Origin of the sequence: Candidatus Aquiluna sp. UB-MaderosW2red, assembly GCF_900100865.1 — a bacterium.
GTDB lineage: Bacteria > Actinomycetota > Actinomycetes > Actinomycetales > Microbacteriaceae > Aquiluna.
Genome location: NZ_LT627734.1, coordinates 1,467,441 through 1,480,463, shown reverse-complemented (window position 1 = coordinate 1,480,463; position 13,023 = coordinate 1,467,441). Strand labels below are relative to the sequence as shown.

The following is a 13,023-nucleotide window of genomic DNA, read 5'->3' as shown; positions in this document are numbered from 1 at the left end:
TTTGGTTTAGCTTGGACCTATAAGTAATGCACTCACCAGGGCGCCTGCGAAAAAGTTGAGCCAAATAAAAACACGCCAACCGCGGTGGGCTGTTTCGCAAGTTTCATCGGTGATGAAAAACTCGCGGCCTACCACCACAAGATATGGGATTGCCGCCAGGGTGGCAAATGCGAACCTATCGGGCAGGGTTAGGGCCGAGATTCCCGCTAATAGGTAACCCACTAGGGCCAATCTGGTTGTGATTCTGGCGCCAAACTTGGTGGCAATTGAGTGGATGCCAGCTTCGCGATCTGCTTTCACGTCTTGAACGGCCCCGAAGGCATGGGAGGCCATACCCCAAAGGAAAAAGGCAATCAGGGTTGCGCTTTGGCCCTGGGCACTAATGTCTGCCCCACTCATGAAAAGGCCAGTAACCAGCGGTCCAACAAAGTGCAGGCTAGAGGTAATCGAATCCAACACCGGTATCTCTTTGAACCTGGAGGCCTTATGGCTATAGGCAATCACCATGAAAATTGTGAACCAAAGCACTAGCCAAGCGCTCGGTTTTAGGGCCGTGAGAGCTATCACAAAAGGGAGGGCGAGTAAGTAGGCCCAATAAAGAGTTGCCAAGTGATACTTGGGGTCTAGTAGCCCACCCTCGATGCCGCCTTTGCGGGGGTTGCGCAAATCGGATTCGTAATCGTAGACATCGTTCACCCCATACATCAAAAGGTTGTAAGGGATTAGAAAAAAGAAGGTACCGAGAAAAAACACCAGGTCGAACTCTGCGGTTCCGAGGTAATACGCCACCGCGAACGGGAAGGCGGTGTTGATCCAGGAGATGGGCCTCGAGGAAATAAAGAGCTTTTTCAGAATCACAATTTGGTCCGAAACAAATTAAACAGGGATGGGATCAGCACAAGTGCCAGAACCGTATAGGCGAAATCTTCTATGGGGGCAAGACCAATCATGATGCCGGAGATTTTTTCTTGGTCATAGGCAACTATGCCGGTGCCGATGATCAGATTGTCAAAGATTGCGGTGAGGGTAAGCATCACGACACCTGCGTATATGACTGGCTTCACTGGCAACCATCTGCGCATTAAAAACGCATAGCCCGCTCCCAGGGATAGAACTACGGTGTTGAGCAATAAATAAATCACTTGGCAAGCCTCCTTGCGAAAAAGCAGTATGCCAGAAGGGTGTTGTAGCAAAGCAGAATCAAAAAGAACAACTCTTCAATCGGTAGTTCTGGCGCCAAGAGGATGCCGCTTAGGTGTGGAGCATTGCCTCGGAAAAAGATTCCCAGTGCTATCCCAAGTAGATCCCAGATTAGAAAAACCACCACGCCGATACTGACCGATAAAACGGTGGCTTTGGTGTGGACAAAAAGCGCAAGCTTCTGTCTATGATCGATCGCGCCAAGTCCGGCTATGGAAATTAGTAGAGCCGCAAGATAGCCAAAGCTGGCTATCTCAAAACTCACCTAAGACCCTTCCAGTTGGTTACCTCGGTCAGTTCGCCAACTGTCGGGCCGGAGCTCTTGTCATCGATTAGATGCTTATACACGAGCTCCGCACCGATTAGGCACATCGGCAGGCCAATGCCGGGGATGGTGTTGTGTCCGGTGTAGAAGAGGTTTTTGAGTTTCTTTGAGAAATTCGCTGGTCTAAAAAATGCACTCTGAGTCAGAGTGTGCGCCATCCCCAAGGCGGTGCCGCTCCAGGCGTTGAGTTCCTCTTCAAAATTCTGCGGGCCTACGGTTCTTCTGACAACGATGCGCTCGGCAAGATCTGGGATTTCGCACCAGTCAGATATTTGCTGGATGATTTTGTCAGCCTCAAGCTCGAATTGCTCATCACCTGAGCGCTCGATGCCACCTCTACCGATAGAGGGGTCCGGGGCGATTGGGACCAGCACGAAGACATTCTCAAAACCTTCGGGGGCAACGGTCTTATCGGTCTTTGACGGCATGCAAATATACAGCGAGGCAGGAGAGGGCACCTTGCGCATGCCGTCTGCTTTGTGGAATACCTCTGCGAAGTTGGTATCCCAATCCTCGGTGTATAAAAGCGTGTGGTGATCTAGCTGCGGAAGCTTGCCCTTGACACCCAAATAGATCAGCATCGCTGAGGGGCCAGGAATCTTTTTATCCCAGAATTTCTGCGGGAAAGTCTGCTCTTTGGGTTCGAGCAGCTTGGTTTCCACGTGGTGCAGATCGGCGCTCGCAACCACTACGTCGGCCAGATACTCGGCTGGGCCGACCTGAATGCCAACGGCTTTGCCGTTTTCACTCAGGATTTTGGTGACTGGCGAAGAGGTGTGGATTTCGACGCCGTGCTTTTTAGCAAGCCGCTCGATCGCCTGAATCACAGTGTGTATGCCACCCTGCGGGTAATAAACACCCTGATTCATATCCACGTGGGTCATTAGGTGGTACATGCTCGGGGTGTTGTATGGGGAGGCTCCTAGAAACACGGATGGAAAGTTCAGCATCTTTTTTAGTCGGTCGTCTTTTACATACTTACCTGAATAGTCATAAAGAGACATTGTGAGTAGTTTCAGGAACTTAGCAAGCTTCTTCAGCACATCTGGGTGCACAAAGCTTCTGACATCTCGAAAGTTGGTGTACAAAAAGTGCTTAATAGAAAGCTCGTAGGTTTCTTCCGCACTGTCAAGATATTGCTGCAGTTTCACCGAGCTGCCAGGCTCGATTGAATCGAACAACTCTTTGATTTCTGGCAGGTTCTCGCTCATGATCAGGCGATCGTTTTTACCCTCGTTCCGGGTCTGGTAGGCGGGGGACAGGCGCTCGAGGTCCAGTTCCTTATCAGCCGTGGTTCCCATCAGGTTGAAAAACTGCTCAAAGGCATCCGGCATGAGATACCAGCTGGGTCCCATGTCGAATCTGAAGCCGTCTTTTTCCCAGCTGTAAGCCCTGCCGCCAAGCACATCCTTGGCCTCAAAGAGCTGCACCTTCATACCGGCTTTTGCCAACAGGGCCGCGCTTGCAAGGCCTGCGATGCCGCCACCGATTACTACCGCTGTTTTTTGAGTCAAGGCTTAGCTCCCATAATTGCTCTGAAAAGTAGCATGAGTTTTTTGAAGTTATTCACGCTGATACGAGTGTTAATCAAATCTTGGGCGCTAGTTGTTCCAATTTTCTGATTTAGTTCTTGGAATAAAAGCTGAGCTGCGGTGACGGCCCTTTTGGCTGAACTCGGCAAAAGCCCGAGGGAGGCGGCCGAAACCTTTAGGTCCTTCTCGATATCTTCAACCAAGCGCATCTTGGTTTCCTCATCAAAGCTACTTATGTTCACATCGGGAAAATAGCTTCGCTCAAGACTTTTGAAATCGGCTTCGAGGTCTCTAAGAAAGTTCACCTTTTGAAATGCACTTCCAAGGGCTCTGGCACCTTTGACTAGCTTTTGTTTTTCATCCAGCGAATAGTTTTTGCCATGCACAAACACCGCGAGACACATTAGCCCCACCACTTCGGCTGAGCCGTAGACGTAGGTATCGAAGGACTCTTGGGTGTGGGCCTTTTGGTTTAGGTCCTGTCGCATGGAGTAGAAAAAGGGCTCCACAATATCTTTTTGGATTCCAACTTCCCTGGCGGTTAGGGCGAAGGCGTGAATAATCAAATTGGTGCTGTAGCCGAGCTGCATGGCTCGATAGGTCTCTTGTTCAAACTTATTTAGTTCTTCTTCCGGGTCTAATTCTGGTGCTAACTCGGCTGCCTGATGGGCTGAGCCATCAACTATCTCATCGGCCACTCTCACAAGCGCGTAGATGTTTTCGACCGAGGGGCGGAGTTTTTTATCCAGCAGCCTGGTGGCCAAACCAAACGATGTCGAGTAGGCGTAAATAACCTCTTTTGCGGCCCTGTGAGCGGCGATGTTATAAAGATTGAGTCCGGTTGGGACTTTGGTCGTGTCTTGTGGTTCCACGCCATCAGGGTACTAGTTTTCCCAACTAAGATTAAGTGCATGACAAATCCCATGAAACCCCGCTCTTACCTTGTTACCGATGGCATCGAACGTGCACCAGCCAGAGGCATGCTTCGAGCAGTGGGGATGGGCGATGACGACTGGGTTAAGCCGCAAATTGGGATTGCATCCTCTTGGAACGAACTCTCTCCTTGCAATTTGTCTCTCGATCGACTCGCCAAAGCCGTAAAGGTTGGGGTTAAGGACGCTAACGGATTTCCAATGCAGTTTGGAACGATTTCGATTTCAGATGGTATTTCCATGGGTCACGAGGGCATGCACTTTTCTCTGGTTTCCAGAGAGGTCATTGCGGATTCGGTTGAGACCGTGATGCAGGCGGAGCGCCTGGATGGCTCGGTATTGCTAGCAGGCTGCGATAAGTCACTGCCGGGTATGTTGATGGCGGCAGCCAGGCTTGATTTGGCTTCAGTATTTTTGTATGCCGGCACAATTGCCCCGGGTTGGGTAAAACTGACCGATGGAACGGAAAAGCAGGTCACAATTATCGATGCTTTTGAGGCGGTTGGGGCCTGCAATGCTGGGATCATGAGCCTTGAGGACCTAGACCGGATCGAGCGCGCAATTTGTCCCGGTGAGGGCGCCTGTGGCGGAATGTATACCGCTAATACTCTTGCGTCAATCGGAGAAGCTCTTGGAATGAGCCTCCCTGGTTCAGCAGCCCCACCCGCAGCAGATCGTCGGCGCGACATTTGGGCGCAGCGCTCCGGTGAGGCTGTCGTTAATTTGATTTCTAAGGGCATCACCGCCCGCATGATCATGACCAAGAAGGCTTTTGAGAACGCGATTGCGGTTTTGATGGCTTTCGGCGGTTCCACCAATGCCGTGTTGCACCTTCTGGCAATCGCTCGCGAGGCCGAAGTGGACCTTAAACTTTCAGACTTTAACCGGATTGCCGACAAAGTTCCGCAATTGGGAGACCTGAAGCCATTTGGTCAGTATGTGATGAACGATGTGGACCGTGTCGGCGGCGTTCCGGTTTTGATGAAGGCACTTTTAGATGCCGGTCTCTTGCACGGCGACGTGCTGACCGTAACCGGAAAAACGATGGCCGAGAATTTAGCCGATATTTCTCCACCGGACCCGGATGGCAAGATTATTCGCGCAATTGATAACCCGATGAACGCTCGTGGCGGAATTAACATCCTGCACGGCTCCTTTGCTCCAGATGGTGCCGTTGTGAAGACCGCGGGCTTCACTCTTGCTGGGTTCGAGGGCCCAGCGAAGGTCTACGACAGGGAAAATGGCGCCTTGGAAGCTCTCGCCAACGGCGAAATTATGCCCGGAGATGCGGTCGTTATTCGCTATGAGGGACCAAAGGGTGGCCCGGGGATGCGCGAGATGCTTGCCTTCACTGCAGCTGTTAAAGGTGCAGGACTAGGTGGCGATGTCTTATTATTAACGGACGGAAGATTCTCAGGCGGCACAACCGGCCTTTGCATCGGACACATTTCTCCAGAGGCCACCGAAGGTGGGCCGATTTCTCTGGTTCGCGATGGAGACTTAATACGAGTCGACATCGCCACTCGTTCGCTTGACTTACTCGTCGACGATGAAGAGTTGGCTCGCCGCCGGATCGACTGGCAGCCACTACCGCCGCGCTACACCAGCGGTGTGCTCGCAAAGTTTACGAAATTAGTGCATTCAGCCTCAGAGGGCGCATACTGCGGTTAGTTTGCCAAAACGAATGAGGATTTAAATGCCTGCTGAAATACTCACCGGGGCCCAAGGAATCATCAGATCCCTTGAGCTACTGGGTGTGACCGATATTTTCGGTCTCCCCGGTGGTGCCATCTTGCCAACCTATGACCCCCTAATGGATTCCAAAATAATCCGTCACATCCTGGTTCGTCACGAGCAGGGTGCTGGTCACGCTGCTGAAGGCTATGCCGCAGCTAGCGGCCGGCTCGGGGTTTGCCTTGCAACTAGCGGGCCGGGGGCCACGAACCTTGTGACCGCCATCATGGATGCCCAAATGGATTCGGTTCCAATGCTTGCAATTACCGGTCAGGTGAACTCTCACGCAATTGGTACCGATGCCTTCCAAGAGGCGGACATCGTTGGTATCACAATGCCCATTACCAAGCACAGTTTTTTAGTCACTAAGCCTGAAGACATTCCAGCGGTTATGGCCGCGGCTTACGAGCTTGCGACTACTGGACGGCCGGGCCCGGTTTTGGTTGATGTTCCAAAGGACGTTCAAAACGGCAAGTTCGAATTTAGCTGGCCACCCAAGATCGATCTAGCAGGCTATAAGCCGGTGACTGTCCCGCACGGCAAGCAAATACAGGCAGCGGCCGAGCTCATTCTTGCAAGCGAAAAACCCATGCTCTACATTGGCGGCGGAGTGATTCGGGCAGGCGCATCTCCTGAGTTGGCAAGATTGCAAGAATTGATTAATGCCCCTGTGACCACCACATTGATGGCTCGCGGGGCATTCCCAGATTCTCATCCGGCACACCTAGGCATGCCGGGTATGCACGGAACCGTGCCAGCGGTTACCGGTTTGCAAAAGGCGGATTTACTAATCACTTTGGGTGCACGTTTCGATGATCGAGTAACCGGAGATGTGAAAAGCTTCGCTCCCGGGGCCAAAGTGATCCACGTAGATATTGATCCCGCGGAGATTGGCAAGGTTCGCCACGCTGATGTTCCAATCGTGGGTGACGCCAAGGTGGTTATCGGCATGCTCATCACCGAGCTCACCAAGCAAATGGCAGGTAAAAAGCCCGATTACTCTTCCTGGTGGGAGTATGTCAATGGGCTCAAGGAGCGCTACCCACTTGGCTACACCGACGAGAACGATGGCAAACTAGCGCCACAGTATGTGATTGAGAGAATCGGCGCGATTTCGGGCCCCGAGGCCATATTTGCCTCAGGTGTTGGCCAGCACCAAATGTGGTCGGCACAGTTCATTAAATACGAACGGCCAAACTCTTGGTTGAATTCGGGAGGCGCCGGCACCATGGGTTACTCGGTGCCAGCGGCAATGGGTGCCAAGGTTGCGCAGCCCGATCGGGTAGTTTGGGCAATCGACGGTGATGGCTGTTTCCAGATGACCAACCAGGAGCTTGCCACCTGCACCATCAACAACATACCCATCAAGGTCGCAATCATCAATAACTCTTCTTTGGGCATGGTTCGGCAGTGGCAAACGCTGTTTTACGATAAGCGCTACTCAAACACCGACCTACACACCGGCACCGACACCCAGATGGTGCCGGACTTTGTGAAGCTCGCAGAGGCTTACGGATGTTTGGCAATTAGGGTGGAGCGCGAAGAAGAAGTTGACGCTGCAATCAAGCTCGCCATCGAAACAAACGATCGACCGGTAGTGATTGATTTCATTGTTGGTCGCGATGCGATGGTCTGGCCGATGGTGGCAGCCGGTGTTTCAAACGATGCGGTGCAATATGCTCGAGATGCTAGGCCGGTATGGGAAGGGGATGAGTAAAGATGTCGCAACACGTACTTTCACTTCTGGTAGAAAATAAACCAGGCATCTTGACCCGGGTTGCAGCACTTTTTGCAAGGCGCGGTTACAACATCGAGTCTCTTGCGGTGGGGACCACCGAAGTAGAGGGTCTTTCCCGAGTGACCGTTGTGGTTTCTTTAGATGGTCAGCCACTCGAGCAGGTCACCAAGCAACTCAATAAGCTCATAAATGTGCTCAAGATAGTGGAGCTTGATTCAGAAGCTTCGGTGGCTCGGGACCACATGCTGATTAAAGTCAAAACCGACGTCACCACCCGCTCTCAGGTCCTAGAGGCCGTCACTCTTTTCCGGGCAAGGGTGATTGATGTTGTGAGCGATGCAGTGGTTATTGAAGTGACCGGAGACAGCGCTAAGTGCCAGGCATTCATTAAAGTTCTTGAGCCTTTTGGTATCAAGGAATTGGTTCAATCGGGGGCTATTGCTATCTCTCGCGGATCAAAGTCCATGAGCGAAAAAGTTCTTCGCTAAATAGCTTTCTAAATAAAACAAGGAGATAAAAATTGGCAGAAATTTTCTATGACAAAGATGCCGACCTAGGCATTATCCAGGGTCGCAAAGTTGCAGTGCTTGGCTTTGGCTCTCAGGGCCATGCACACGCGCTAAACCTAAAAGATTCCGGCGTTGACGTCGTAGTCGGTCTGCTTCCAGGTTCAAAATCGATTGCCAAGGCAACCGAACAGGGCCTCAAGGTTTTGACCCCGGGCGAAGCAGTCAAGTGGGCCAGCGTGATTGTTGTGCTAGCACCAGATCCAAAGCAGCGCGATCTTTATAAGACCGACATCGAGCCGAATCTAGAGGCCGGCGACGCTATCGTCTTTGGTCACGGTTTTGCGATTCGCTATGGACTAATTGTTCCTCCCAAGGATGTTGACGTATTCCTAGTGGCCCCAAAGGGCCCGGGTCACACCGTTCGCCGCGAGTATGTTGCCGGTAAGGGTGTGCCAAACCTAATTGCCATCGAGCAAGATGCGACCGGTCACGCCATGGAGGTAGGTCTTTCCTACTCCAAGGCAATTGGTGGAACCAGAGCCGGAACCATCAAGACCACCTTCACCGAGGAGACTGAGACCGATTTGTTCGGCGAGCAGGCCGTTCTTTGTGGTGGCGCATCGCAGCTAGTGATGTATGGCTTTGAGACCCTGGTCGAAGCCGGCTACCAGCCAGAGATTGCCTATTTTGAGGTGCTCCATGAGCTCAAGTTGATTGTTGATTTGATGTATGAAGGTGGCATTGCTAAGCAGCGCTGGAGCGTATCCGACACTGCCGAGTACGGCGATTATGTTTCTGGTCCGAGAGTCATTGACTCATCGGTCAAAGACAACATGAAGGCCGTGCTAACCGATATCCAAAACGGTGCGTTTGCCAAGCGCTTCATCGAAGATCAGGATGCTGGAGGCCCGGAGTTCAAGGCACTTCGCGAAAAGGGTGAGGCTCACCCAATCGAGAAGACTGGCCGCGAATTGCGCAAGCTATTCAGCTGGATCAAGTCGGACGACGACTACGAAGAAGGTAGTGCTGCGCGCTAGAGATCAAAAGCAACCAAACCCCTTTCTGAGATCATGAGAAGGGGGTTTGGTATTTAAATCTAGACGTGCGGGGTATCCGAGTAATCCGAAGTGATTTGCAGGCTGTGCTCAAAGAACATTTCAAACCAAAGCTGCTTGTCATCGGCGGACATTTGTGCTTATATTGGGACACCCCACCGACTGTTGCGATGGTCGGATCAGACTCCCTCGTTCGCGAGGGAGTCTTGTCTTAAGCCTGAGTTTCTGGCCTTGATCTCACCTTTTTTGGAATCCACCATTTTGGCTAGAAATCGACAAGTGGTAACCGCCATTGCCCCCGAAGACCAAAAAGCCAAGCAGCACTGCAAAACGCTTCGGGTTTTCCAAGTTGAACGAAACCCAGGTAGCAATCAGCCCGGCACAGCCGATCAGGCGGGTCAAATAGGAAGTTCGTTGAGTGTTAAATATTTGAGTCGGTCAATACCCTAGGGGGTATAATAATCTGTAACTCACTCGAGAATTAAGGAAATATAATCATGTGCTCACAAGCCACTTGCTACACCTGCAACAAGATCACCTGGGAAGGCTGCGGCCAGCACGTTGAAGAAGCCCTTGCCGGTGTTCCAGAATCTCAACTCTGCACCTGTAAATAAATCTCTGGCTGGCGCTTGATTCGCTAGACTTCGAGAGTCCCCCTAATCATTGTCGATAAGACGTTAGGTTTGCCATTGTCTAAGCCAGTTGTATTAATTGCCGAAGAACTCTCACCCGCCACGCTTGAAGCGCTCGGCCCGGATTTTGAAGTTCGAAATGTCGATGGCGCTGATCGCTCAGCTCTATTGCCGGCTCTGAAAGAGGCTCACGCAGTCTTGATTCGCTCAGCCACCAAAATGGATGCTGAGGCTATTGCCGCGGCCCCTCTGCTAAAGGTGATAGCGCGAGCCGGCGTCGGGCTAGATAACGTGGACATCAAGGCGGCAACCAGTGCCGGGGTCATGGTGGTAAACGCCCCAACCTCAAACATTATTTCGGCCGCAGAGTTGGCCATTGGTCAAATCATGGCGCTTTCGCGCCACATCCCGGATGCCAATGCCTCTTTGAAAAACGGGCTCTGGAAGCGCAGTCAGTACACCGGTGTCGAGCTTTACGAAAAAACCATCGGCATCATTGGTTTGGGCAGGATCGGAACCTTGGTCGCCCAGCGGCTAGCTGGTTTTGGCGTCACCCTGATTGGTTACGACCCTTATGTGACAGCTCAAAGAGCTGAGCAAATCGGTGTTGAGCTTTGCGATATTGAGACCCTCATGAAGCGCAGCGACTACATCACCATCCACATTCCAAAGACTCCCGAGACAACCTCGATGATTTCGACCAACGAGTTCGCGATGGCGAAGCCAAACCTGAGAATTGTGAATTGCTCACGCGGTGGAATCATCGATGAGGCCGCTCTTTACGAGGCCCTCAAGAGCAAGCAAATCGCCGGAGCAGGGCTTGATGTTTTTGTGAATGAGCCGCCCACAGATTCACCACTATTAACTCTCGATAACATCCTGGTTACCCCGCACCTTGGAGCCTCAACCGATGAGGCTCAAGAAAAAGCCGGCATTTCGGTGGCCCGCTCGGTTCGATTAGCGCTGGCTGGCGATTTGGTTCCAGACGCTGTGAACGTAGCTGGTGGCGTCATCGATGCTTCGGTCAGGCCCGGCATTGGTCTTGCTGAAAAGCTCGGGCAGATTGTCGCGGGCCTTGCCCACACTTCAATCGTCTCTGTAGAGTTCGAGGCTCTTGGGGAAATCGCAGCTCACGATGTCACCGTCTTGAAGCTTGCCGCCCTGAAGGGCCTATTCCAATCCATGGTCACCGAGCAGGTGTCCTATGTGAATGCGCCCCTATTGGCTCAGCAGCGCGGGGTTGAGGTGCGCCTTATTCAAGACCTGGTTTCTGATGAGTATCGCAATGTCACAACTTTGAAGGCCGTGCTGTCGGACGGCAGTGTTGTCTCGGCTGGCGGAACTGTAATTGGCCCTAAGCACCATCAAAAAGTGGTCTCTATTAATGGATACGATGTTGAGCTTTCGATGGCCGAGAACTTTGTGGTCATGGTCTACCAAGATCGCCCGGGAATCGTTGCCATTTACGGCAAGGCGTTTGCAGAGGCTGGCGTGAACATTGCAGCAATGAACATTGCACGCCAGCAAAAAGGTGGCAAGGCGCTTGCTGTTATCACAATCGATAGTCGGATTGACCAAGCGATTTTGGAAACTTTGCGTGCTGAGATTTCGGCCGACCTTATGCAAGCCATAGCCATTACCGAGGCTTACTAAACGCTTGTTACCCAGCCAGTAACGATTACTCGACTAAAAAGGCTGGGTCAGGAAACACCCAGGGTCGCTAAATCGCGACCCTTTCTTTGGCATCCATTCCGCTTCGCCACGTGGTGTAACCACCGTCGAGGTTGCGGGTGTTGATGCCGTGGCTGCGCAATATTTGCGTGGCTGTGTGGCCGCGCTGGCCAACAGCGCAGGTCACAATCACGTCCTTACCAGCTAGTTCGGTCAGGCGTTCCCTGAGGGTATCAACCGGAATCAGTTGAGTGTTAGGGATGCTACCGGCTTGGTGCTCTTCGCTTGAACGAACATCCACCACGATTGAGCCTTGTTCCTGAGCGGCTTTGAGCTCGTGCCATTGAATGGTGGGGGTTTTGCCGCCTTTTACATTGTTTCCAACATAGCCGGCCTGGTTGATCGCATCCTTTGCGGAGCCAAATGCAGGCGCATAGGAGAGCTCTAGATTCATTAGGTCATCAATACCGAGTCCGGCATAGATTGCGGTTGCAATCACATCCATTCGCTTATCAATGCCATCCATGCCGATTGCCTGAGCCCCCAAGAGCCTCCCGGTTTTAGGATCAAACAAAATCTTTAGTGAGACTCGTTCGGCTCCTGGGTAGTAGCCGGCGTGACTGCCTGGGTGCAAGTGAATCACGGTGTGTTCGATGTTCATGCGCTTGGCAAGGCCTTCGGTAATCCCCGTGAGAGCCGCCGCCATTCCGTAGGCGCCGATGATTCCCGTGCCAATCGATGGTCTATTCGACACTTTTTCACCGGCAACAACATCGGCTACTAGCCTCCCGTGACGATTTGCTAAGTTTGCGAGCCATATCATTTGGGGCTGCCCAGTCAGTGCGCTGATCTTCTCGGCAGCATCTCCCACCGCATAAATATATGGGTTTGAGGTGCGCATCTGATCATCAACTTTTATACCGCCAGCAGTTCCAATCTCAAGACCCGCGTCAACGGCTAGGTGGTGATCTGCCACTACGCCGATTGCTGCAACCACTAAGTCGGCCGGGATCTCTCTTCCATCTTTTAGTATCAGGGTGTCACTTCTAACCTCGGCAGTTTCTGAATTCAAAGCGAGTTTGATGCCGTGCTCAATCAAAAGCTTTTGCATCGGTTCAATCATCTCGGGGTCGAACTGCGGCAAGATGCTGTCGCGGAACTCAACGATGGTGGTGTCAATGCCGCGGTGCTGGAGGTTCTCAGCAAGCTCCACACCGATGAAGCCGGCGCCGATAATCACGGCAGATTTAATCTTCTTATTGTCAACCAGCTCCTTGATACCGATCGCATCTGGCACATCGCGCAACACATGGGCACGCTCGAGTCCTGGAATGGGTACCATTCGGGGCTTGGCCCCGGTGGAGAGAATTAGCGAGTCGTAGCTCTCTATGTATTTTTCACCAGTTTGTAGGTTTTCAACCTCTACGGTTTTAGCTGTTGGGTTTAGCTGCACCACGCGATTATTTACTCGAACATCCAGGTTGAAGCGGTCTTTAAGAGACTCCGGGGTTTGCAGCAATAGATCTGCTTCGGCTGGAATAATCTCACCGATGTGATACGGCAGGCCGCAATTCGCATAGGAGACGTGGGGTCCCTGTTCGAAAATGACTATCTCTGCATCTTCGCGGAGTCTGCGCAATCTAGTTGCCGCGGACATGCCACCGGCAACCCCGCCAACGATTAGAACCTTCATAA

The 13,023-nt window shown here is 52.2% G+C and carries 11 protein-coding genes; 5 read left to right on the top strand and 6 right to left on the bottom strand.

The window, feature by feature from the left end; all coding sequences use genetic code 11:
• Positions 1–6: 6 nt before the first annotated feature.
• From BLP47_RS07540 to BLP47_RS07520, 5 genes are read right to left on the bottom strand one after another with little or no spacing between them, the layout of a single operon-like run.
• Positions 7–858 carry a prenyltransferase gene (locus BLP47_RS07540; RefSeq protein ID WP_371325784.1) on the bottom strand — a complete coding sequence of 284 codons (852 nt, stop codon included), beginning with the start codon at positions 856–858 and terminating at the stop codon, positions 7–9.
• Positions 855–1,142, bottom strand: coding sequence for a lycopene cyclase domain-containing protein (locus tag BLP47_RS07535; protein ID WP_157671578.1), 288 nt, complete (start codon positions 1,140–1,142; stop codon positions 855–857). The genes BLP47_RS07540 and BLP47_RS07535 overlap by 4 nt, the downstream gene beginning before the upstream one ends.
• A complete protein-coding gene (locus BLP47_RS07530; protein WP_091852301.1) occupies positions 1,139–1,465 on the bottom strand; it encodes a lycopene cyclase domain-containing protein in 327 nt (108 codons plus the stop codon). Before BLP47_RS07530 ends, BLP47_RS07535 begins: the two co-directional genes overlap by 4 nt.
• Complete coding sequence (gene crtI, locus BLP47_RS07525; protein ID WP_091852298.1) at positions 1,462–3,039, bottom strand: phytoene desaturase family protein; 1,578 nt, start codon at positions 3,037–3,039, stop codon at positions 1,462–1,464. Before crtI ends, BLP47_RS07530 begins: the two co-directional genes overlap by 4 nt.
• Positions 3,036–3,929 carry a phytoene/squalene synthase family protein gene (locus BLP47_RS07520; RefSeq protein WP_091852294.1) on the bottom strand — a complete coding sequence of 298 codons (894 nt, stop codon included), beginning with the start codon at positions 3,927–3,929 and terminating at the stop codon, positions 3,036–3,038. The genes crtI and BLP47_RS07520 overlap by 4 nt, the downstream gene beginning before the upstream one ends.
• A 39-nt stretch (positions 3,930–3,968) precedes the next feature.
• Here BLP47_RS07520 and ilvD point away from each other — a divergent pair, with 39 nt between their 5' ends.
• From ilvD to serA, 5 genes are all read left to right on the top strand, one after another.
• A complete protein-coding gene (gene ilvD / locus BLP47_RS07515) occupies positions 3,969–5,660 on the top strand; it encodes a dihydroxy-acid dehydratase (RefSeq protein WP_091852291.1) in 1,692 nt (563 codons plus the stop codon).
• A gap of 25 nt (positions 5,661–5,685) precedes the next feature.
• Positions 5,686–7,440 (top strand): acetolactate synthase large subunit, encoded by a 1,755-nt coding sequence (locus tag BLP47_RS07510; RefSeq protein ID WP_091852288.1) that lies wholly within the window; start codon positions 5,686–5,688, stop codon positions 7,438–7,440.
• 2 nt (positions 7,441–7,442) lie between these two features.
• The gene (gene ilvN / locus BLP47_RS07505) at positions 7,443–7,949 is read left to right on the top strand and encodes an acetolactate synthase small subunit (RefSeq protein WP_091852285.1); all 507 of its coding nucleotides are present in this window, start codon (positions 7,443–7,445) and stop codon (positions 7,947–7,949) included.
• 32 nt (positions 7,950–7,981) lie between these two features.
• Complete coding sequence (gene ilvC / locus BLP47_RS07500; protein WP_091852283.1) at positions 7,982–9,007, top strand: ketol-acid reductoisomerase; 1,026 nt, start codon at positions 7,982–7,984, stop codon at positions 9,005–9,007.
• A gap of 707 nt (positions 9,008–9,714) precedes the next feature.
• A complete protein-coding gene (gene serA / locus BLP47_RS07495) occupies positions 9,715–11,310 on the top strand; it encodes a phosphoglycerate dehydrogenase (protein WP_091852280.1) in 1,596 nt (531 codons plus the stop codon).
• A 67-nt stretch (positions 11,311–11,377) separates the two neighbouring features.
• On the opposite strand, the gene BLP47_RS07490 is transcribed toward serA, so the two are convergent.
• Positions 11,378–13,021: an FAD-dependent oxidoreductase gene (locus BLP47_RS07490; RefSeq protein ID WP_091852277.1), complete on the bottom strand. Its 1,644-nt coding sequence runs from the start codon at positions 13,019–13,021 to the stop codon at positions 11,378–11,380.
• Positions 13,022–13,023: the final 2 nt, after the last annotated feature.